This window comes from Rhodococcus sp. 2G, assembly GCF_001886355.1.
Lineage (GTDB): Bacteria > Actinomycetota > Actinomycetes > Mycobacteriales > Mycobacteriaceae > Rhodococcus > Rhodococcus pyridinivorans.
In genome coordinates this window covers 949,537-970,491 of sequence record NZ_CP018063.1, presented here as the reverse complement: position 1 = coordinate 970,491, position 20,955 = coordinate 949,537, and the positions used below count along the sequence as shown (strand labels likewise).

Below are 20,955 nucleotides of genomic sequence, written 5' to 3'. Positions count from 1 at the left end.
GCTGATCAAACACTCGCGTGTTCTCTCAGGACCCAACAGTGCACCGATATAACTTTCCTCCTGCCGGCACTCGGGCCCGCAGTAGTGAAGAAAATGCTTGTCAGCGTTCCACCCATGAGCACCACCGGATTACCTGTGAATCCGTAATGGCTCTGCCGATCAGAGCACAACCTGTGTTGTGTCTGTATCGGAAGTTGCTCCTTAGAAAGGAGGTGATCCAGCCGCACCTTCCGGTACGGCTACCTTGTTACGACTTCGTCCCAATCGCCGATCCCACCTTCGACGTCTCCCTCCCACAAGGGGTTAGGCCACCGGCTTCGGGTGTTACCGACTTTCATGACGTGACGGGCGGTGTGTACAAGGCCCGGGAACGTATTCACCGCAGCGTTGCTGATCTGCGATTACTAGCGACTCCGACTTCACGGGGTCGAGTTGCAGACCCCGATCCGAACTGAGACCGGCTTTAAGGGATTCGCTCCACCTCACGGTATCGCAGCCCTCTGTACCGACCATTGTAGCATGTGTGAAGCCCTGGACATAAGGGGCATGATGACTTGACGTCGTCCCCACCTTCCTCCGAGTTGACCCCGGCAGTCTCCTGCGAGTCCCCACCATCACGTGCTGGCAACACAGGACAAGGGTTGCGCTCGTTGCGGGACTTAACCCAACATCTCACGACACGAGCTGACGACAGCCATGCACCACCTGTCTACCGGCCACAAGGGAAACCACATCTCTGCAGTCGTCCGGTACATGTCAAACCCAGGTAAGGTTCTTCGCGTTGCATCGAATTAATCCACATGCTCCGCCGCTTGTGCGGGCCCCCGTCAATTCCTTTGAGTTTTAGCCTTGCGGCCGTACTCCCCAGGCGGGGCGCTTAATGCGTTGGCTACGGCACGGATCCCGTGGAAGGAAACCCACACCTAGCGCCCACCGTTTACGGCGTGGACTACCAGGGTATCTAATCCTGTTCGCTACCCACGCTTTCGCTCCTCAGCGTCAGTTACTGCCCAGAGACCCGCCTTCGCCACCGGTGTTCCTCCTGATATCTGCGCATTTCACCGCTACACCAGGAATTCCAGTCTCCCCTGCAGTACTCGAGTCTGCCCGTATCGCCTGCAAGCCCGCAGTTGAGCTGCGGGATTTCACAGACGACGCGACAAACCGCCTACGAGCTCTTTACGCCCAGTAATTCCGGACAACGCTCGCACCCTACGTATTACCGCGGCTGCTGGCACGTAGTTGGCCGGTGCTTCTTCTGCAGGTACCGTCACTTGCGCTTCGTCCCTGCTGAAAGAGGTTTACAACCCGAAGGCCGTCATCCCTCACGCGGCGTCGCTGCATCAGGCTTGCGCCCATTGTGCAATATTCCCCACTGCTGCCTCCCGTAGGAGTCTGGGCCGTGTCTCAGTCCCAGTGTGGCCGGTCGCCCTCTCAGGCCGGCTACCCGTCGTCGCCTTGGTAGGCCATTACCCCACCAACAAGCTGATAGGCCGCGGGCTCATCCTGCACCGAAAAACTTTCCACCCCAGGACATGCATCCCGAGGTCATATCCGGTATTAGACCCAGTTTCCCAGGCTTATCCCAGAGTGCAGGGCAGATCACCCACGTGTTACTCACCCGTTCGCCACTAATCCACCCAGCAAGCTGGGCTTCATCGTTCGACTTGCATGTGTTAAGCACGCCGCCAGCGTTCGTCCTGAGCCAGGATCAAACTCTCCGTTGAAGACTCAAGATTCCCCACCGAAGCGAGGCAATCAGTCAAAGACATCGAGTCAAATCACTAGCATAAAAACTCAAACTAGCTAAACACTGGATCACCGCAGACGGAAGAATGCGATGTCCAGCAACAACCACCCACAAAAAGTGAAGTGGTCGCACCAAATATTATTTGGCACTGACATTCATCGGCACACTGTTGAGTTCTCAAAGAACACGCACACACCATCGATCCCGAACCTTCCGGTTCGTTCACTCCGGGGTGACTGTTCATCAGGAGGTCTCTTCGACCTCCGGGGCCACCGACCTTACCAGAAGAATCGGGGACTCGTAACCAAGTTCAGGCGCCTTCGTCCAACCTCGTTGTCCCGTTCCTCTCGGCCCGGGTCGGTGTCCGTGTCGCTCTGACCTGGAATAAGTTACGCGAGGATCAACTCCCTGCCAAATCGCCTGGTCAGAGGTGGTAGTCCTCGAGAAAAGCCCAGGTGAATGTCTCCGAGAGGCGCCGACCGGACCGAAATCGCTTCCGGTGACGCCGGACACAGGGCCCGAACAGGGTTTCCTCCCTAGTGAGACAGGAGTCGGCCTTCCTCGACACCCACCCGCTCGATGGTTCCGCCGAGCTCCTGGAGGATCTCGACGAACCGCGGATAACCACGGTCGATGTGGTAGACGTCGTGCACTTCCGTGACCCCGTCCGCACACAGGCCGGCGAGCACCAGACCTGCGCCCGCACGAATGTCCGATGCCCACACGGGAGCACTCGACAACTGCTCCACTCCCCGCACGACCGCGTGGTGGCCGTCGGTGCGGGCGTCCGCTCCGAGACGCACCATCTCCTCGACGAACCGGAACCGTGCTTCGAAGACGTTCTCGGTGATCATCGACGTCCCGTCGGCGATGGCCGCGAGACCGATGGCCATGGGCTGCAGGTCGGTGGGGAATCCCGGATACGGCAGCGTCGCGAAGTTGACGGCACGGGGCCGCTCCTTCTGCACGACGTGGAATCCGTCTGCCAACGGCATGACTTCGGCGCCGGCACTGCGCAACTTGTCCAGCACCAACGCGAGATGCTTCGGATTGACGCCACGGACGGCGATATCGCCCCGCGTCATCACAGCTGCGATCCCCCACGTCGCCGCAACGATCCGGTCGCCGATGCACCGGTGCTCGGTGGGACGGAGGGACGAGACTCCCGAGACCCGCAGCGTCGTACTGCCCGCACCGGTGATCCGTGCCCCCATGCGGACGAGCATGTTGCACAGGTCGACGATCTCGGGTTCGCGGGCCGCGTTGTCGATGGTCGTGTCCCCCTTGGCGAGGACCGCGGCCATGAGGATGTTCTCTGTCGCTCCCACCGAAGGGAACGCCAGACGGATGGTGGCACCCTGCAGATCGTCCGCTTCCGCGACGACGCATCCGTGCTCGATCGACGAATGGGCGCCGAGCAGTCGCAGACCCGCCTGGTGCATGTCGAGCGGACGGGAGCCGATGGCGTCGCCGCCGGGCAGCGCCACGATCGCCTTGCGGCAGCGTGCAACCAGCGGGCCGAGTACGCAGACCGACGCCCGGAACTGCCGCACTGCCGCGAAGTCGGCGCGGTACTCGGGTTCGGCAGGCGTCGTGATGCGTACGGCGTCGCCTTCGAGTTCGACCTCGCAGCCGAGTCCACGCAGGACGTCGGCCATCAGGGGCACGTCGAGGATGTCGGGGCAGTTGGTGATCGTGGTGGTGCCCTCGGCGAGCAGCGCCGCAGCCATCAACTTGAGGACGCTGTTCTTGGCACCCCCGACGACGACGTCGCCGGAAAGGCGGTTCCCACCTGTGACAAGAAAGCGTTCACTCACAACGACACAGCGTAACGGGCGTGTCCGCGGGAAGAGCAGAGCCGGTACCGTGACGCGCATGGCAGTCCACCTGACACGGATCTATACGCGCACCGGAGACGACGGAACAACGGGGCTCAGCGACTTCTCGCGCGTCTCGAAGAACGATCCTCGTCTGGTCGCCTACGCCGATTGCGACGAGACCAACGCGGCGATCGGTGTGGCCCTCGCACTGGGAGCGCTCCCGGAACGGCTCGTCCCGGTACTCCGACAGATTCAGAACGATCTCTTCGATGCCGGCGCGGATCTGTCGACGCCCGTGGTCGAGAACCCGAAGTACCCGCCGCTGCGGATCACCCAGCAGTACATCGACCGGCTCGAGGGCTGGTGCGACGAATTCAACGAGGAGCTGGAACCGCTCAACTCGTTCATTCTTCCGGGCGGCACGCCGGGGGCGGCTCTGTTGCACACCGCCAGGACGGTGGCACGACGTGCGGAACGGTCGGCGTGGGCGGCGGTGGACGCGGCTCCCGACGACACGAACGTCCTGCCCGCGAAGTACCTGAACCGGCTCTCGGATCTGCTGTTCATCCTGGGCCGGATCGCGAACCCGGACGGCGACGTGCTGTGGAAGCCGGGAGCGGGCGCGTGAGGAAGTCCCTCTAGAGGGGGCGGCGGCGCTGCGACCGGCCGTCGGGCCTGGATTCGACCCAGGACATGAAGGCCATCAAAGCGCCGCTGTCGAGCGCGATCTCGTACGAGTCGTCGCGGTCGATCACATCGAGGATCACGATGTCCTCGGTCATGATGTCGAATTCACTGCCTTCCGGCTTCCGTCGCGAACGCACATCGATGCCCTGACGGGTCAGTCGTACGTCGGGTCCGGGCCGAAGGCTCGAAAGCTTGTAGAACGCGAGTGTCTCGTCGCCGTACCGAACGATTCCGTGCCTCCAGCCGGAACCCTCGTTCTGAGGCATCACTCGCAGAATGGCGGCGGTACCCCCGCCGCGCAGGGCAAAGAGGCGGTACAACAAAGCCGCGACGGAGACCGCGAGCAGCACCACAAGGATACTGAGAATCAGAAATCCAGGTGACACTGCTCGTCGGCTCCGTCGCGGCTTCTCGTTGTTCGACGATCAGGCTCGTTCGACAGCCCGCAGGCGGCCGCGGGCCGCTGCGATCTCCGACTCGTCACGATCTGCATCGTTCAGAGTCGACTTGGCTGCCTCGACGTCGATGTCCTCCACGCGGTCGGCGGCTTCGGCGAGCACCGTCACCGTCGTCGCGGTCACCGAGAGGAATCCGCCATGGACGGCCATGACGATCCGCTCACCGTCCGCGGTCCTGACGGACACGACGCCACCCTCGACGAGCTGGCCGAGCACGGGCTCGTGACCGGGCATGATGCCGATCTCGCCCTCGGTGGTCTGGGCGGTGACGAGAGTCGCCGATCCGGACCACACACGCTCCTCGACGGCAACGATGTCCACGCTCATCTCAGCCACGGTGGCCTACTTTCCGGCGATCTTCTTGGCTGCAGCCTCGACGTCGTCGAGTCCACCGCAGCTGTTGAACGCCTGCTCGGGCAGGTGGTCGAACTCGCCCTTGCACACGCGGTCGAAGGCCTCGATGGTGTCGGCGAGCGGCACGACCGAACCCGGCTGACCCGTGAACTTCTCGGCGACGATGAAGTTCTGGCCGAGGAACTTCTGGAGACGACGGGCACGGGCGACCGTGACCTTGTCTTCTTCGGAGAGCTCGTCCATACCGAGGATGGCGATGATGTCCTGCAGTTCCTTGTACTTCTGCAGGATGCGCTTGACCTCGTTGGCCACCCGGAAGTGGTCGGCACCGACGATGCCCGGCTCGAGGATTCGCGAGGTCGACGTCAGCGGGTCCACAGCGGGGTAGATACCCATCTGCGAGATCGGACGCGAGAGCTCGGTGGTCGCATCGAGGTGAGCGAACGTCGTGGCCGGCGCGGGGTCGGTGTAGTCGTCGGCGGGCACGTAGATCGCCTGCAGCGAGGTGATCGAGCGGCCACGCGTCGAGGTGATGCGCTCCTGGAGCTCACCCATCTCGTCCGCGAGCGTGGGCTGGTAACCCACGGCCGACGGCATACGGCCGAGGAGGGTCGAAACCTCCGAGCCGGCCTGCGTGAAGCGGAAGATGTTGTCGATGAACAGGAGCACGTCCTGTCCCTGGACGTCGCGGAAGTACTCCGCCATCGTCAGGGCCGACAGGGCGACGCGCATACGCGTGCCCGGCGGCTCGTCCATCTGGCCGAAGACGAGGGCGGTGTCCTGGAGGACGCCCATCTCTTCCATCTCGAGGTGGAGGTCGGTGCCCTCACGGGTGCGCTCACCGACGCCGGCGAACACCGACGTACCGGAGAACTCACGCGCGATACGGGTGATCATCTCCTGGATCAGAACGGTCTTGCCGACACCGGCACCACCGAACAGACCGATCTTGCCGCCCTTCACGTACGGGGTCAGCAGGTCGATGACCTTGATGCCGGTCTCGAGGATCTCGGTCTTGCCCTCGAGTTGGTCGAAGGCCGGGGGCTTGCGGTGGATGCCCCACTGCTCGCCGTCGCGTCCGGTGCCCGGCGCGTCGAGGCAGTCGCCCAGCGCGTTGAACACGTGGCCCTTGACGACGTCGCCGACGGGAACCGAGATCGGCTTGCCGGTGTCGCTGACGGGGGCGCCACGCACCAGGCCGTCGGTGGGCTGCATCGAGATCGTGCGGACCAGGTTGTCACCCAGGTGCTGCGCGACTTCGAGGGTCAGGGTCTTCGCCACGGACGGCAGAGTGACCTCTGCGTGCAGGGCGTTGAACAGCTCGGGCACGGCGCCACGCGGGAATTCCACGTCGACGACGGCGCCGATGACGCGGACGACGCGCCCGGCAAGGGCCGACGCCGCACCGGCGTTGTTGTCGGTTACTGCTGCGGTCATTGTGGTTCAGTCACTTCCTGCACTCGAGGCGAGCGCACCGGCACCGCCGACGATCTCGCTGATTTCCTGGGTGATCTGGGCCTGCCGGGCCTGGTTCGCCTGACGGCTGAGGGTGTTCACCAATTCCGTGGCATTGTCCGTCGCGGCCTTCATGGCGGTACGACGGGCTGCCGACTCGGAGGCCGCCGCGTCCAGCAGCGACGCGTAGATGCGCGTGCTGATGTACTTCGGCAGGAGAGCCTCGAGCAGAACTCCGGCTTCCGGCTCGAAGTTGTACACGGCCTGCGGTCCCTCGTTGTCCGTGGCGCGGCGTCCGTCGGTGAGCATGTCCTCGCCGAGGTCGATCTCGTCCTCGGTGATGCTCACTTCGAGCGGAGCCATTCTGCGAACCTGGGGGGTCTGGGTCAGCATCGACACGAAGCGGGTGTAGACGATGTGCAGTTCGTCGACGCCCTCGATGGTGCCCTCGCCGTTCGGTGCGGGCACCTCGGTGCCCGAACCCGCCATGAACAGCTCGACCAGGTGACGGCTCGCCTTCGCGGCGTCCGTGTAACGGGGGTCCTGCGAGAAGCCCGTCCAGGCAGCGGCCACTTCACGCTCACGGAACGTGTAGTAGCCGAGGCCCTTACCGCCCATCACGTACAGCACAGGCTCCTTGCCCTCGCTGAGGAGCAGCTGACGCAGCTCCTCGGCTTCCTTGAGGACGTTGGAGTTGTAACCGCCGGCCATACCGCGGTCGCTGGTCACTACCAGCACTGCGGCACGCTTGGGGTTCTCGCGCTCGTTGAGCAGGGGGTGATCCAACGAGGCCGACGCACTCGCCAGCTCGGAGAGCACCTTGGTGATCTCCTCGGCGTACGGCTTGGACGCTGCCACTCGGGCCTGGGCCTTCGTGATACGCGACGTCGCGATCAGTTCCTGCGCCTTGGTGATCTTCTTGGTCGAGTTGACCGACTTGATCCGCGAGCGCAGTTCGCGCAAGTTCGCCATTCGTCGATCACACTCCCTTCACTGGACGCTGGGTCATGGACTCCCCGCTCACTTGCGAACGGTGGTGCGCTTGACGGAGACCTGCTCCTGCTGGATCTCGTCGGCACCGAGGGCCTCGGCCTCTGCCTCGTTCACGACACGGCTGCCGTCGGAGGCGATGAAGCCCTCCTTGAACTTGGCGGTCGCGGCGCGGAGGGCCTCGATCGACTCGTCGGACAGGGCCTTGCCACCGGCGATCTGCTCGTAGACGCCTGCGGCGTTGCGGTGCAGATCCTCGAGGAGCTCGGTCTCGAAGCGACGCACGTCCTCGACCGGAACCGAGTCGAAGACACCTTCGCCGGCGAGGTAGATCGACACGATCTGGTCCTCGACTGCGATGGGCGCGTACTGGTCCTGCTTGAGGAGCTCGACGAGACGCTGACCGCGCTCGAGCTGAGCCTTCGACGCGGCGTCGAGGTCGGAGGCGAAGGCGGCGAAGCCTTCGAGCTCACGGAACTGCGCGAGCTCGAGACGCAGCGAACCGGAGACCTTCTTCATGCCCTTGGTCTGGGCGGCGCCACCGACTCGGGAAACCGAGATACCGACGTTGATGGCGGGGCGGACACCCTTGTTGAACAGGTCGGACTCGAGGAAGACCTGGCCGTCGGTGATGGAGATGACGTTGGTCGGGATGTAGGCCGACACGTCGTTCGCCTTGGTCTCGATGATCGGCAGGGCCGTCAGCGAGCCGCCACCGAGCTCGTCGGAGAGCTTGGCGGAGCGCTCCAGCAGACGCGAGTGCAGGTAGAAGACGTCGCCGGGGTATGCCTCGCGGCCCGGCGGACGACGCAGCAGCAGCGAGATGGCGCGGTAGGCCTCGGCCTGCTTGGTCAGGTCGTCGAACACGATGAGGACGTGCTTGCCCTGGTACATCCAGTGCTGGCCGAGGGCCGAACCGGTGTAGGGGGCGAGCCACTTGAAGCCGGCGGAGTCGGAGGCCGGAGCCGCGACGATGGTGGTGTACTCCATCGCGCCGTTCTCCTCGAGTGCCTGCTTGACACCCGCGATGGTCGAGCCCTTCTGGCCGATCGCGACGTAGATGCAGCGGACCTGCTGTTTCGGGTCGCCGGTCTCCCAGTTCGCCTTCTGATTCAGGATCGCGTCGATGCAGACGGCGGTCTTGCCCGTCTTGCGGTCGCCGATCACGAGCTGACGCTGGCCACGGCCGATCGGGGTCATCGCGTCGATGGCCTTGATGCCGGTCTGCAGCGGCTCCTCGACCGGCTGGCGCTCCAGCACGGTCGCGGCCTGCAGCTCGAGGGCGCGGGTCTCATCGGCTTCGATGTCGCCGAGGCCGTCGATCGGCTGACCGAGCGGGTTCACGACGCGACCGAGGAAGTTGTCGCTCACCGGCACCGACAGAACGTCGCCGGTCCGCTTGACTTCCTGGCCTTCCTCGATGGTCTGGAAGTCGCCCAGGATAACGGCACCGATCTCGGTGGCCTCGAGGTTGAGGGCCACGCCGAGGACGCCACCGGGGAACTCCAGCAGCTCGTTGGCCATCGCCGACGGCAGACCGCTGATGTGCGCGATGCCGTCACTGGTGTCGACGACCACGCCGACCTCCTCGCGGGAGGCCTCCGGGGAGTAGCTCGCGGTGTAATTGTCAATCGCGCTACGGATCTCGTCGGAGGAGATCGTCAGCTCCGCCATGTTCTTCCTGCTCTCGGTATCTGGTCTTCGAAAAGATCTATGTGTGTGTTCGGTAGTGGACTACGTGAGGCTCTTGCGCACTGCAGCGAGTCGACCCGCGGCACTACCGTCGATGACCTCGTCGCCCACCCGGACGACCAATCCACTGAGAAGCTCGGGATCGACCTCGACGTGAACCGTCACAGGCTTCCCGTAGATGCGGGTCAGGGTCGCGGTGAGCCGCTCCTCCTGCTTCGCATCGAGCGGTGCCGCGCTGCGGACGTGCGCGACGGCACGGTCCCGCTGGGCCGCGGCGAGCGCCGACAACTCGTCGAACGTCTCGGCCGGCGACTTGCTCAGCCGACCGACCGCGTGGACCGCCAGCGCCTCGGTGACTGCGGTGACCTTGCCGTACAGCAGGCGCGTCAGCAGATCACGCTTGGCCGAAGCCGGGGTGCTGCGATCCGAGAGCGTCTGCTCGAGCTCCGGGTCGCCTGCCACGATGCGACCGAGGCGGAACAGTTCGTCCTCGACGGTGTCGAGCTGGTCCTGGTCCGCTGCGGCCTTCAGCAGTGCCTCACGGCCGAGCTGGACGAGCGAGTCGGTCAGGTCGGACTGTGCCGACCAGTCCTGCCCCGCTGCGGCCTTGACGGTCGCGAGGGTCTGGGCCGAAACCTTGCCGCCGAAGACCTGCTCGGCCAGCCGCTCGCGAACGGCAGCCGGGGCCGAGGCGTCGGCCAGCGCGGTCCGGAGGGCGCGCTGGCTGTCGAGCGCCTCGACCACCGAGAAGAGTTCGGAACCGGCCTGAGCCGCAGCGGCAGTCGCGGCACCCGAGCCCAGGGCGGACTGCAACGCGGAACGCGTATGAGCGAGTGCCTCACGGCTTGCTGCGTACATGGTGCTCACTTTCCGGATGCAGAGTCAGCGCTGAGGGAGTCGAGTTCGTCGAGGAACCGATCGATCGAGCCGGCACGCTTCACGTCGTCCGCGAGCGCTTCGCCGAGGATCTTCTCGGCGAGATCCACGGAGCTGCGTCCGAGATCGCTACGCAGCTCGGCCACGATCTGCTGGCGCTGGGCCTGCAGCTGGTTGTGACCGGCGGCGACGATACGGTCGCTCTCCTCTTGGGCCTGCGCCTTCATGTCGGCGATGATCTGCTGGCCCTGTGCACGGGCCTCTTCACGGATCTGCGCCGCCTCGGTGCGAGCCTCGGCGAGCTGGCTACGGTACTGCTCGAGCGCGGCCGCAGCCTCCGCCTGAGCTTCCTCTGCCTTCTTGATGCCGCCTTCGATCAGCTCCGAACGCTCGTCGAGCACCTTCTGGAACATCGGAAGCACGAACTTCCAGAAGACGAATCCGACGAGGATCAGGGCGACCAGCGACCAGACGATGTCGTATGTCGCGGGGAGAAGGGGATTGGGAGTCTCCCCTTCCTCTGCCGCGAGGATCAGGATGCTGTCAGCCATTGTGATCGTCGGATCAGAAGATGAAGCCGGCGACGATGCCGATCAGCGCGAGGGCCTCGGTGAAGGCGATACCGAGGAACATCGTGGTGCGCAGCTGGCCTGCCATCTCGGGCTGACGAGCCATGCCCTCGATCGCCTTGCCGACGACGATGCCGATGCCGATGCCGGGGCCGATGGCGGCGAGGCCGTAGCCGATGGCGCCTGCACCCGAGATCGTGGTCTCCTGGGCGAGGACGTCTGCTGCCTGAAGCGCAACGCTCATTGGTGTTCCATTCCCTTTCTTGTGGCTCGGCCCCGGGAGTCGGCAACCGAGTCAGTCTTTGTGTAGATGTGGGTCGTGCCGTTCGTCGAGCTAGTGCTCTTCGGCGTGCAGGGCCAAGTCGATGTACACCGCGGTGAGCAGCGCGAAGATGTAGGCCTGCAGGACGATCACCAGGAGCTCGAAGAAGGTGAACGCGATTCCGCCGATGAGAGAACCGATGCCGAACACCTTCATGAAGCCGTCGGAATCGAAGAAGAAGAACTGCGTGGCACTGAAGAACAGCACGAGCATGATGTGACCGGCCAGCATGTTGGCCATGAGACGAATGGTCAGCGTGAACGGCCGCAGAATGAACGTCGAGACGAACTCGATCGGGATCACCAGCACGTGGAGAGCGGGCGGCAGGTTCGGGATGACGATGCTGCTCTTGACGTAGCGGAAGAATCCGTACTTCTTGATGCCCACATAGTTGAAGACGATGTAGGCGAGTGCCGCGAGCACGATCGGCATACCGATTCGTGCGTTGGACGAGATGTTGAGGAACGGGATGACCGATGTCAGGTTCAGACCGACCACCAGGAAGAAGATGGTGACGATCACCGGGAGGAACCGGCGTCCCTGTTCCTTACCGAGGATGTCCTCGGCGATGTGGATCCGGACGAAGTCGAGCATGATCTCGGCGACGTTCTGCACGCCCCGCGGCACGATCTTCGGACTCCGCAACGCGAAGAAGAAGAACAGCGCGACGATCAGGGCGACGGCGACGCGGATGAGCATCAACCGGTCCATCTCGAAGGGGGTTCCTTCGAACAGGACTGCCGGTGGGAAAAAATCAGCTAGTGACGGCGCGTGGAATTCTCCGGCTGCCAAGGTGGTGACGCTCAGCGCTCTCTCCCGTAGTCGGCCGCAGGCATGCCGTCTGCGGTTCGATCGGACATTGACGATCCAGAAGTCGACCAGGTCGGCTCGCGTATTCGCCAGTGGTCCGAACCGCGTGAACGGTCCCGCTTCCTGCCGGTGTCGGCGACTCTCGTCGACTCGGCGGCCATTTGAACACGACCGCCTACGAAGTCACAACTGCGCACCCTCTTCGAACCCGATGCGGGCAGCGTCACTCTCGTAGAACTCACCCTACCAACTGCTCTACGACAGTGCGTAGGTGGGTTCCTACGTGGGGGGTTATGGACAAGCGGTGCTACTACCGATCGTCGTTGTCGGATCCGGACGACGCCTGGGGATCGACGTACAGGGCACGTTGCGAGAGCACCCCGTAGGTCTCGGCTCCCAGAACGATGACCAGGGCGAACACGATGGTGAGGACGAGCGCGTTGCGGTTGTAGAAGTCGAGCGAGTCGAGCGAGCCCATCACGACGATGGCGAGGATCAGCTTCAGCAGCCAGGTGCCGAGAAGTACGGCTCCGGCGGTCATCGCCGGCATCTTCGACGTCAGGAGAACGCCGAGTGCGGTGAAGAGGATGAACCCTCCGCCGACGGCCGCTCCGATGAGTGCACCCCACAGACCGGGCATCCCGGCGACGAGCACCGAGATCACCGACGCCACGACGGCGAGCGCGAGAAGACCGAGGGCGCCGTACCGCACGGCCGCGCGCATCGGCGCGATCGGGTCGGGCAGCGAGGGCAGGCCGTGGTCGGGTTCGGGATGATCCGGGTTCGTCACGATATCCGAGCCTAACCGACCTCTCGGGAGTGCTCCGGCGGCGTCTCCCCCGACTCGTCGTGCCGCCGCAGCGACGGCACAGCGGTCACGACGAGGGCGAACACGAGACCGCCCGCGAGGATCAACACCACGGCCCGCCGGTCGAGCAGCGAGGAACCGACAGCCCCGAAGGCCAGGATTCCGACCCACAGGTAGAGCAGCAGCACCACGCGACGGTGCGAGTGCCCGATCTGCAGCAGGCGGTGGTGGAGGTGCATCTTGTCGGGGCTGAAGGGGCTGACGCCGGCCCGGGTGCGCCGCACGATCGCGAGGAGCAGGTCGAGGATCGGGATGAACATCACGGCACCGACCAGGATCAGCGGCGAGAGCAGACCGAGCAGGTCGCGCGAACCGTAGGCGCTGAGCGGGATGAGGCCCGAGGCGCTTGTGGAGATTGCGGCGAGCATGAGACCGATGAGCATGGACCCGGAGTCGCCCATGAAGATCTTGGCGGGCTGGAAGTTGTGCGGCAGGAAGCCGAGGCAGGCGCCGGCGAGGGCCGCGGCCATGAGGGCCGGCGGGTAGGCGGAGACGTCGCCGCCCTGATCGAGCAGCAGACCCACGGAGAACGCGCAGATCGCGAGTGCGGCGATGAGCCCCAGTCCGGCCGCGAGTCCGTCGAGCCCGTCGACGAAGTTCATCGCGTTGATCGTCACCGCGGCGACGGCGACGGTGATGAGACCGCCCTGGAGCTGGTCGAGTACGAGTGTCGAGGCACTGAACGGGTCGTAGATGACGATCCAGCTCACGCCCATGATCACGAGCACGCCGGCCGCGGTGACCTGGCCGACGAACTTGGTGAGCGCGTCGAGTCCCCACCGGTCGTCGACGATGCCGACGACGACGATGATCGAGGCCGCGGCGAGCGCCGCCCCCATATCCGGGGTGAATTCGAAACCCCTTGTCAGAGCAGGCAATTGCTGAGCGAAGACGATTCCCGCGACGAGGCCGATGTACATGCCGACCCCACCCATCCGCGGGGTCGGGGTCACGTGCACGTCGCGGTCGCGAGGAACGGCGACCGCTCCGAACTTCAGCGCGAGGATCCGCACCACACCGGTCGCGAGGAAGGTCACCACCGCGGCGGTGAGCAGGACGAGGAGAAGCTCCCGGATGGGAACGCCGGCGCCGCGCCCGGCCTGGGCGAGCAGTACGGCGGTGGTGTCGGCTGCAGTCACGTGCTCCGTTCCTCCGCCGCTACTCCCCGCCGGACCGAAGGCGCTCGGGATCGTCACCGAGCACCTCCGCGAGTGCTTCGGCCGTCACCGCACCCTCGCGCAGGATGCGTGGGCGGTCGCCCGTGAGGTCGACGATCGTCGATGCGACCCCGTGGTCTGCCGGGCCACCGTCGAGATAGACACTCGCCGATGCTCCGAGTTGCTCGCGCGCCTCGGTGACGTTCGTGGCGGGGGGCCGACCGGAGACGTTGGCGCTGGAGACCGCGAGCGGACCGACCTCGCGCAGCAGTTCCAGGATGACGGGGTGCAGCGGCATGCGGAGCATGACGGTGCCGCGGGTGTCGCCGAGATCCCAGGCCAGGGACGGTGCCTGGTGCACCACGAGGCTGAGTCCGCCCGGCCAGAACGCGCGGATCAACTCCCGCGCCTCGGGACGCACCGAGGCGACGAGACCGTCGATGGTCGTCCAGGAGCCGACGAGGACCGGCACCGGCATGTCGCGGCCGCGCCCCTTCGCGCGCAGGAGCGCCGTTACGGCGTCGGAGTCGAAGGCGTCGGCAGCGATGCCGTACACCGTGTCGGTGGGTACGACGACGAGTCGTCCGGCCTTGAGTGCGCCGCGCGCCGCGTTGAGTCCGGCGGCGCGCGAAGCTTCGTTGTTGCAGTCGTACACGGTGCTCACGCGCTCATCCTTCCACTTCGGCCCCAATCGGCACCGGACGGGTCCTGCCCGTCAGCCGTCCGCCGCAGACCGTACCGACTTCATGCGGTCGGCCTCCACCGCCGTAGGAACACGGTGCGCGGTCACGAAGCGGGCCTTCCCGGCGAGGTCGGGGTGCCGCACGACGTCGCCGAACACCCGACGCTGCTCGAACAGTTCGGCGACCAGCAGGCTGTGCGTGTCGTCGTGCTCGACCGCTGCCGCTCCCCCGATCCGCAGCCACCGCGCAATGTTGGAAACCATGGGCCGGATGACGGACAGTCCGTCCGCTCCCCCGAAGAGCGCCGAGTGCGGATCGTGTTCGACCACCTCGGGTTCGAGGTCGGCTCCTTCCGGGATGTAGGGCGGGTTGGCGACCACCAGGTCGACACTGCCTTCGAGGTTGGTGAGCAGCATGCGGTCGGTGACATCGCCCTGGTACAGCCGGATCGGGGTGTCCCCTTCCTCCGCGCGGGTCTCGGCGTTCCGACGCGCCCAGGCGAGGGCCTTCGCTTCGAGTTCGACGGCGTGGACCTCGGCGTCGGGACGCGCATGCGCGATCGCCAGCGCCAGCGCGCCGGATCCGGTGCACAGGTCGAGGACGACCGGGTTGCGGCTGCCGTGGCGTTCGAGGAAGGCCAGCGCCCACCCGAGCAGCAGTTCCGTCTCGGGTCGCGGGACGAACACCCCCGGCCCCACTGCCAGGTCGATCTCCCCCATCGGCGAGGTGCCGGTGATGTACTGCAGAGGAATCCGCTTCGCCCGTTGTTCGACCATCGAGCGGTAGGCGTCGATGGTCGTCGCCTCGACGAGCGGGACCAGACCGAGTCGCCCGCGCTCGATGCCGAGCAGGTGCGCTGCGAGAAGTTCGGCGTCGACCCGGGGACTCGGGACTCCGGCTTCCTCGAGGACCGATGCCGCTTCGATGATGGCCAGGCGCAGAGGTTGACGACTCACGCGTCCAGGGTGCCACGTGGTCACGAAGCCGATACGAATAGGTCAAGAACGTCCCAACAACTGCCACATGCCCATAGCGTCCGAAGGGTTCGGGGACCAACGAAAGGAGTGCTTATGACGAAGACATCACGTGCCCTGCGCGCAGCTGCTGTGGTCGCGATGGGTGGAGCGGCCGCCTTCGCCGGGGCCGGAACCGCCACTGCCGCGCCGATCGATATTCAGCCGACTCCATTGCTGTGCCCGGCCGGAATCGCGGAAACACAGTCGTTGACATATACCGAGAACAAGGCAGTCGAAGGGGACGAACTCTTCTACGCGATCAACCAGAAAAGTGTCGGCGGTGCCACGGTCTCGTGGATCAACGTCAACACCGGGGCGACCGGAAATGCGACGCTGGAATCGAACCCGGCAGTGTTCGGCGTGCCCACCGCTCTGACCGAACCCGAAGCTGGAACTGTGCTGTCTGCGATCTGGGGCATGCACGAGAACGAAGCGGGAGAGCAGTGCTTCCTGCTCCCGGGTATCGACATCGCCCAGGTGCCCGGCGAAACCGACGACTGAGCTGATTCCCCGGACGTAGCCCGGTTCGTGGCGTTACTCCGCCGCGAGCCGGGCCTCTCTGTCTGCGGCGCCCAGGGCGTCGAGCAGTGCGTCGAGTTCGCCGTCGAGCACCGCGTCGAGGTTGTGGGACTTGAAGCCGATGCGGTGATCGGTGATCCGGTTCTCCGGGAAGTTGTAGGTGCGGATGCGCTCCGACCGGTCGACGGTCCGGACCTGGCTGGCGCGACCCGCTGACGCCTCGGCCTCGGCAGCTTCTTCGGCCGCTGCCTGCAGGCGCGCCGCGAGGACCTGCATCGCGCGGGCCTTGTTCTGCAGCTGCGAGCGTTCGTTCTGGCAGGTCACCACGATGCCGGTGGGAAGGTGCGTGATGCGCACGGCAGAGTCGGTGGTGTTGACACCCTGACCACCCTTGCCGGACGACCGGTAGACGTCGATGCGCAGGTCGCTCTCGTCGATCTGCACCTGCTCGACCTCGTCGGGCTCGGGGTAGACGAAGACGCCGGCCGCGGAGGTGTGCACGCGTCCCTGCGACTCGGTGACGGGCACACGCTGGACGCGGTGCACGCCGCCCTCGAACTTCAGGCGGGACCACACGCCGTCGCGCACGTCGGTCCGCGACTTGATCGACAGCGTGACATCCTTGTAGCCGCCGAGATCGGAGTAGGTGGCACCGAGGACCTCGACGCGCCAACCGGCACGTTCGGCGTAGCGCGTGTACATCCGGGTGAGATCGCCGGCGAACAGGGCGGATTCCTCGCCGCCCTCACCGGACTTGACCTCGAGGACCACGTCGTCGCTGTCGTGCGGGTCGCGCGGGGCGAGCAGGTCGGTGAGCGAGCGGTCGAGCTCGGTGACCTGCGCCTCGAGGTCGTCGACCTCGGATGCGAAAGTCGCGTCGTCGGCGGCGAGTTCGCGCGCCGCCTCGAGGTCCTCGCGGGCCTGCTTCAGAGCGTTGTAGGTCGACATCACGGGGGCGAGTTCGGCGAACCGCTTGCCCACCCGACGCGCTGCCGCAGGATCGTCGTGCAGCGACGGGTCGGACAGCTGCTGCTCCAGACCCGCGTGTTCGGCCAGGATGTCGTCGATGGCCGACGGCTTGGTCTGCCCCGCCATGAGTGTGCTCCGCTCTGATTTCGGTCTTGCAATGAAAAAGCCGACGCCCGGCCTGCACGAGGGCAGTACCGGGCGTCGGCGTGACAGCTAGCTGTCGGAAGCGGCCTTCTTCGGCGCACGCTTGCCGTAGCGAGCCTCGAAGCGCGCGACGCGTCCACCGGTGTCGAGGATCTTCTGCTTGCCGGTGTAGAACGGGTGGCAGTTGGAGCAGACTTCGACGTTGATACGTCCCGACTCCTTGGTGCTGCGCGTCTCGAACGTGTTACCGCAACCGCAGACGACGGTCGTCGTCACGTAGTTGGGGTGGATTCCTGCCTTCATGGTGTCCCTTTCATGGCCGCCGGGTCGCCTTCGCGGGTCGAAGACGTGAACCGGAGCCGGACTGAGCCTGTCGATTATGCCAAACGTAGGGCCCCGGGAAGAAATTCCCCGGGGCGCCGACGTCAGTCGTCGAGTGCCCCCGGTGCGGTCTTCGCCACATTCATGAGGAACTCGATGTTCGTCTTGGACTTCTTGAGCCGGTCGATGAGCAGATCGATCGCCTGGTGCGAATCGAGGCCCGAAAGCACGCGGCGGAGCTTGTGCACCACGGCGAACTCGTCGGGGCTCATGAGCAGTTCGTCCTTGCGCGTACCGGAGGGGTTGACGTCGACCGCCGGGAACACGCGCCGCTCGGCGATCTTCCGGTCGAGCTTGAGCTCGGCGTTACCCGTGCCCTTGAACTCCTCGAAGATCACGGTGTCGCCGGTGGAACCGGTCTCGACCATCGCGGTGGCGATGATCGTGAGCGATCCGCCGTTCTCGATGTTGCGGGCAGCACCGAGGAAACGCTTCGGCGGGTACAGCGCGGTCGAGTCGACACCACCGGAGAGGATGCGTCCGGATGCCGGCGACGAGTTGTTGTACGCGCGGCCGAGACGGGTGATGGAGTCGAGAAGCACCACGACGTCCTGGCCCATCTCCACGAGACGCTTCGCACGCTCGATGGCGAGCTCGGCGACCGAGGTGTGATCCGACGGCGGCCGGTCGAAGGTCGAGGCGATGACCTCGCCCTTCACCGAACGCTGCATGTCGGTGACCTCTTCGGGACGCTCGTCGACGAGCACGACCATCAGGTAGCACTCGGGGTTGTTGACGGCGATCGCGTTGGCGATGTCCTGGAGGACGGTGGTCTTACCGGCCTTCGGCGGCGACACGATGAGTGCGCGCTGACCCTTACCGATCGGCATGACCAGGTCGATCACGCGCGTGGTGAGGATGTTCGGCTGGGTCTCGAGGCGCAGTCGCTGGTTGGGGTACAGCGGCGTGAGCTTGTTGAACTCGGGGCGGCGCTTGGCCGAGTCGACCTCGCGGCCGTTGACGGTGTCGAGACGAACCAGCGGGTTGAACTTCTGACGCTGGTTGCCCTGCTCACCCTCGCGGGGAACCCGCACGGCGCCGGTGATGGCGTCGCCGCGGCGCAGGCCGTTCTTGCGCACCATGTTCATCGACACATACACGTCGTTCGGGCCGGCGAGGTAGCCGGAGGTGCGGACGAACGCGTAGTTGTCGAGGACGTCGAGGATGCCGGCGACCGGCTGCAGGACGTCGTCCTCGCGGATCTCGGGCTCGCGCGAGTCCGAACCGCTCTCGCCACGGTCGCGTCCACGACGACGCTCACGGAAGCGACGACCCCGGCGACCGCGGCCACCTTCCTCGTCGTCTCCCCCACGGTTGTCCTGGCCCTGGCGCGGACCCTGGTTACCGCCGTCGCGATCGCTGGCGTCCTGGTTGCGATCACCCTGGTTGCGGTCGCCCTGGTTGCGATCACCCTGGTTGCGGTCGCGGCGCGAGGAGCCGTCGCCGGAGTTACGGTCCTGGCCACGCTCGCGCTGCGAGTCGCGATCCTGGCTCTTCTCGCGCTGCGAGTCGCGATCCTGACGGCCGTCCTCGGACGCGTCGGCGCCCTCGGCCTGCTGGTTCTGGTCGGCGTTGTCGCCACCGCGGCGTCCGCGACGGCCACGGCCGCGACGGTTACCGTCGGATTCGTTGTCGCCGCTGGGGGTCTGGCCGCCCTGCGGCTTCTCCTGCGAGCCCTCGTCGCCGGACTTCACGTCGGCCTTCTGTTCGGCCGGCTCGGCGTCGGCCTTCTGCTCGGGTGCGGCGGTCTCGTCGGCGGCGGCACGGCCACGGCGACCGCGGGTGCCACGCGAGGGCGCTCCCTCGGGCTTGTCGGCCGTCTCGGTCTTCGCTGCTGCTTCGGTCTTCTCGGGGGCAGCGGTCTTCTCGGCTGCAGGCTGCTCGGCAGGTGCGGCGCCGCCGCCTCCCTGCTTCTCCTTGATCGCAGCGATGAGATCACCCTTGCGCATCCCGGAGGTGCCCTTGATTCCGAGCTCGGCGGCAAGAGTCCGCAACTCGGCAAGCACCATGCCCGAAAGGCCTGCTCCGCGGCGACCGCGCGTGGTCGTCCGGCTACCGGCCTCGGGAATGTCGAGAGCAGGTGTAGTGATCAGGTCCGTATCTGTCACGGAGATCCTTCCTTCCCTCGCTCGCTCCATGCGCAGCAGAGGGTTCGTCCCGCAGATCAGTTCGTCCACTGAGCTGGGATTTGCCGTACGAGTTCAGGGAAAACGAACGGTCGGCACGTCCGCCACCACACCGAAATCCGGTAGGTGCGGTCTGTCCCCCTCCCGGATCCGGGAGCAGGTGAGGATCGATCCAGGCTCGACGCCCCGATGGAGCTGGAGTGATTGCCCTGGAGAATCCGGCGACTGATACGCACGACGTGCGGACACCCCACAGAATAGCGACGATCTGTACGTAGAGCAAGAATCGCCGTGCCGGATGGGACGTGTGTGTTGCACCACCCGTCGACCCCCATCCGGCACCATCCGTCGGTTCCCCAGCACCGCGCGTCGACTCAGTCGACCTGGACGCCCTCGGCGATCTCGAGGTCGAGCACCGTCAGTTCGTCGGCCTCGGCGGCGGCCCGCAGCTCGTCGGGCAACGCGGAGGTCGTGAGCGCGAGCACCGTCGGCCCGGCACCCGAGACGACGGCGGGGATGCCCGCCTCGCGCAGTGCGGCCACCCATTTGGTGGTGAGCGGCAGTGCGGGTGCCCGCTGGGCCTGGTGGAGCAGATCCTGCGTCGCCGGCATCAGCAGCTCGGGTCGCTCGGTGAGCGCGACCACCGCGAGAGCCGCCCGACTGACGTTGAACGCCGCGTCCCGGTGCGGGACGAGTTCGGGCAGCAGGCCCCGGGTGTGGGCCGTGGACGAACGGACCGACGGGACGAAGGCGTATGCCTTGATGTCCGGGTGCACACGCAGGTTCACCGCGCGGTAGGTCCGTTGCTCGGAGTCGACTTCGGCCTCGGTCCACGACACCACTGCCCCACCGAGGACGCTCGCGGAGGCGTTGTCGGGATGGCCCTCGAACTCGGAGGCGAGCTGCACGAGCTGCTCGTCGTCGAGGACGCGCTCGGGAGCGATCTTGCGGACGAGCCCGTTGGCCGCCGCCAGCCCTCCCACCGCCGCCGAGGCGGAGGATCCCAGGCCACGCGAGTGCGGGATGACGTTGTGGCACACGACGTCCAGTCCGTCCGCCCACACACCGGCGGCCTCGAGCCCGCGCTCGACGGCACGGACCACGAGGTGCGAGGGTCCCCACGGAACCTCCTGGGCGCCTTCCCCCTCCACCTTCACGTCGAGCCCGGAAGCCGTTGTGGTGACGGTGATCTCGTCGTACAGACCGAGGGCGAGACCCAGGCAGTCGAAGCCGGGGCCGAGATTCGCGCTCGAGGCGGGAACCCGTGCCGTCACCGAAAGCCCCACGGGCAACGTCTGCGTCATGTCCT

The 20,955-nt window shown here is 65.8% G+C and carries 20 protein-coding genes and 1 rRNA gene; 2 read left to right on the top strand and 19 right to left on the bottom strand.

What is annotated here, in order from left to right:
- Positions 1-205 precede the first annotated feature (205 nt).
- Together BO226_RS04530 and murA are read right to left on the bottom strand one after the other, a co-directional pair.
- Positions 206-1,727 (bottom strand): 16S ribosomal RNA (locus BO226_RS04530).
- Between the two features lie 559 nt (positions 1,728-2,286).
- Complete coding sequence (gene murA / locus BO226_RS04525) at positions 2,287-3,567, bottom strand: UDP-N-acetylglucosamine 1-carboxyvinyltransferase (protein ID WP_071934697.1); 1,281 nt, start codon at positions 3,565-3,567, stop codon at positions 2,287-2,289.
- A 58-nt stretch (positions 3,568-3,625) separates the two neighbouring features.
- On the opposite strand from murA, the gene BO226_RS04520 reads away from it, so the two are divergent.
- Positions 3,626-4,198: a cob(I)yrinic acid a,c-diamide adenosyltransferase gene (locus tag BO226_RS04520; RefSeq protein WP_019288973.1), complete on the top strand. Its 573-nt coding sequence runs from the start codon at positions 3,626-3,628 to the stop codon at positions 4,196-4,198.
- Between the two features lie 10 nt (positions 4,199-4,208).
- Here the strand turns inward: BO226_RS04520 and BO226_RS04515 are convergent, their stop codons facing one another.
- From BO226_RS04515 to prmC, 13 genes are all read right to left on the bottom strand, one after another.
- Complete coding sequence (locus BO226_RS04515; protein ID WP_371683106.1) at positions 4,209-4,607, bottom strand: DUF2550 domain-containing protein; 399 nt, start codon at positions 4,605-4,607, stop codon at positions 4,209-4,211.
- A gap of 75 nt (positions 4,608-4,682) precedes the next feature.
- Positions 4,683-5,051: a F0F1 ATP synthase subunit epsilon gene (locus BO226_RS04510; protein WP_006552597.1), complete on the bottom strand. Its 369-nt coding sequence runs from the start codon at positions 5,049-5,051 to the stop codon at positions 4,683-4,685.
- Between the two features lie 6 nt (positions 5,052-5,057).
- A complete protein-coding gene (gene atpD, locus BO226_RS04505; protein WP_016692470.1) occupies positions 5,058-6,506 on the bottom strand; it encodes a F0F1 ATP synthase subunit beta in 1,449 nt (482 codons plus the stop codon).
- Between the two features lie 6 nt (positions 6,507-6,512).
- The gene (locus BO226_RS04500) at positions 6,513-7,496 is read right to left on the bottom strand and encodes a F0F1 ATP synthase subunit gamma (protein WP_006552595.1); all 984 of its coding nucleotides are present in this window, start codon (positions 7,494-7,496) and stop codon (positions 6,513-6,515) included.
- 48 nt (positions 7,497-7,544) lie between these two features.
- Complete coding sequence (atpA, locus tag BO226_RS04495) at positions 7,545-9,188, bottom strand: F0F1 ATP synthase subunit alpha (protein ID WP_006552594.1); 1,644 nt, start codon at positions 9,186-9,188, stop codon at positions 7,545-7,547.
- A gap of 60 nt (positions 9,189-9,248) precedes the next feature.
- Positions 9,249-10,064: a F0F1 ATP synthase subunit delta gene (locus BO226_RS04490; protein ID WP_024103705.1), complete on the bottom strand. Its 816-nt coding sequence runs from the start codon at positions 10,062-10,064 to the stop codon at positions 9,249-9,251.
- A gap of 5 nt (positions 10,065-10,069) precedes the next feature.
- Positions 10,070-10,633 (bottom strand): F0F1 ATP synthase subunit B, encoded by a 564-nt coding sequence (locus BO226_RS04485; protein WP_006552592.1) that lies wholly within the window; start codon positions 10,631-10,633, stop codon positions 10,070-10,072.
- A 13-nt stretch (positions 10,634-10,646) separates the two neighbouring features.
- A complete protein-coding gene (locus BO226_RS04480) occupies positions 10,647-10,895 on the bottom strand; it encodes an ATP synthase F0 subunit C (RefSeq protein ID WP_006552591.1) in 249 nt (82 codons plus the stop codon).
- 90 nt (positions 10,896-10,985) lie between these two features.
- On the bottom strand, positions 10,986-11,684 hold the full coding sequence (gene atpB / locus BO226_RS04475; RefSeq protein ID WP_006552590.1) for a F0F1 ATP synthase subunit A: 699 nt from the start codon (positions 11,682-11,684) through the stop codon (positions 10,986-10,988).
- Positions 11,685-12,093: 409 nt separating this feature from the next.
- Positions 12,094-12,573, bottom strand: coding sequence for a hypothetical protein (locus BO226_RS04470; protein WP_006552589.1), 480 nt, complete (start codon positions 12,571-12,573; stop codon positions 12,094-12,096).
- 11 nt (positions 12,574-12,584) lie between these two features.
- On the bottom strand, positions 12,585-13,790 hold the full coding sequence (locus tag BO226_RS04465; RefSeq protein WP_006552588.1) for an MraY family glycosyltransferase: 1,206 nt from the start codon (positions 13,788-13,790) through the stop codon (positions 12,585-12,587).
- 19 nt (positions 13,791-13,809) lie between these two features.
- Positions 13,810-14,472: an L-threonylcarbamoyladenylate synthase gene (locus BO226_RS04460; protein WP_071934696.1), complete on the bottom strand. Its 663-nt coding sequence runs from the start codon at positions 14,470-14,472 to the stop codon at positions 13,810-13,812.
- A 51-nt stretch (positions 14,473-14,523) separates the two neighbouring features.
- Positions 14,524-15,447, bottom strand: coding sequence for a peptide chain release factor N(5)-glutamine methyltransferase (prmC, locus tag BO226_RS04455; protein ID WP_006552586.1), 924 nt, complete (start codon positions 15,445-15,447; stop codon positions 14,524-14,526).
- A 114-nt stretch (positions 15,448-15,561) separates the two neighbouring features.
- On the opposite strand from prmC, the gene BO226_RS04450 reads away from it, so the two are divergent.
- Positions 15,562-16,008 (top strand): hypothetical protein, encoded by a 447-nt coding sequence (locus BO226_RS04450; RefSeq protein WP_033097978.1) that lies wholly within the window; start codon positions 15,562-15,564, stop codon positions 16,006-16,008.
- A 33-nt stretch (positions 16,009-16,041) separates the two neighbouring features.
- On the opposite strand, the gene prfA is transcribed toward BO226_RS04450, so the two are convergent.
- From prfA to thrB, 4 genes are all read right to left on the bottom strand, one after another.
- Positions 16,042-17,121: a peptide chain release factor 1 gene (prfA, locus tag BO226_RS04445; protein ID WP_071934695.1), complete on the bottom strand. Its 1,080-nt coding sequence runs from the start codon at positions 17,119-17,121 to the stop codon at positions 16,042-16,044.
- Between the two features lie 87 nt (positions 17,122-17,208).
- Positions 17,209-17,442, bottom strand: a complete 234-nt coding sequence (gene rpmE, locus BO226_RS04440; protein WP_006552583.1) for a 50S ribosomal protein L31 — start codon at positions 17,440-17,442, stop codon at positions 17,209-17,211.
- 122 nt (positions 17,443-17,564) lie between these two features.
- Positions 17,565-19,628, bottom strand: a complete 2,064-nt coding sequence (gene rho / locus BO226_RS04435) for a transcription termination factor Rho (RefSeq protein WP_071936353.1) — start codon at positions 19,626-19,628, stop codon at positions 17,565-17,567.
- A 392-nt stretch (positions 19,629-20,020) separates the two neighbouring features.
- A complete protein-coding gene (thrB, locus tag BO226_RS04430) occupies positions 20,021-20,950 on the bottom strand; it encodes a homoserine kinase (protein ID WP_016693796.1) in 930 nt (309 codons plus the stop codon).
- Between the last annotated feature and the right edge of the window lie 5 nt (positions 20,951-20,955).

Bases quoted from the DNA above. Each gene is read 5' to 3' on its own strand.
- BO226_RS04520 (WP_019288973.1), top strand. From the start codon at position 3,626: ATGGCAGTCCACCTGACACGGATCTATACGCGCACCGGAGACGACGGA.
- BO226_RS04490 (WP_024103705.1), bottom strand. From the start codon at position 10,064: ATGTACGCAGCAAGCCGTGAGGCACTCGCTCATACGCGTTCCGCGTTG.
- BO226_RS04485 (WP_006552592.1), bottom strand. From the start codon at position 10,633: ATGGCTGACAGCATCCTGATCCTCGCGGCAGAGGAAGGGGAGACTCCC.
- atpA (WP_006552594.1), bottom strand. From the start codon at position 9,188: ATGGCGGAGCTGACGATCTCCTCCGACGAGATCCGTAGCGCGATTGAC.
- atpB (WP_006552590.1), bottom strand. From the start codon at position 11,684: ATGGACCGGTTGATGCTCATCCGCGTCGCCGTCGCCCTGATCGTCGCG.
- prfA (WP_071934695.1), bottom strand. From the start codon at position 17,121: ATGGCGGGGCAGACCAAGCCGTCGGCCATCGACGACATCCTGGCCGAA.
- BO226_RS04480 (WP_006552591.1), bottom strand. From the start codon at position 10,895: ATGAGCGTTGCGCTTCAGGCAGCAGACGTCCTCGCCCAGGAGACCACG.
- thrB (WP_016693796.1), bottom strand. From the start codon at position 20,950: ATGACGCAGACGTTGCCCGTGGGGCTTTCGGTGACGGCACGGGTTCCC.
- rpmE (WP_006552583.1), bottom strand. From the start codon at position 17,442: ATGAAGGCAGGAATCCACCCCAACTACGTGACGACGACCGTCGTCTGC.
- BO226_RS04450 (WP_033097978.1), top strand. From the start codon at position 15,562: ATGACGAAGACATCACGTGCCCTGCGCGCAGCTGCTGTGGTCGCGATG.
- atpD (WP_016692470.1), bottom strand. From the start codon at position 6,506: ATGACCGCAGCAGTAACCGACAACAACGCCGGTGCGGCGTCGGCCCTT.
- BO226_RS04500 (WP_006552595.1), bottom strand. From the start codon at position 7,496: ATGGCGAACTTGCGCGAACTGCGCTCGCGGATCAAGTCGGTCAACTCG.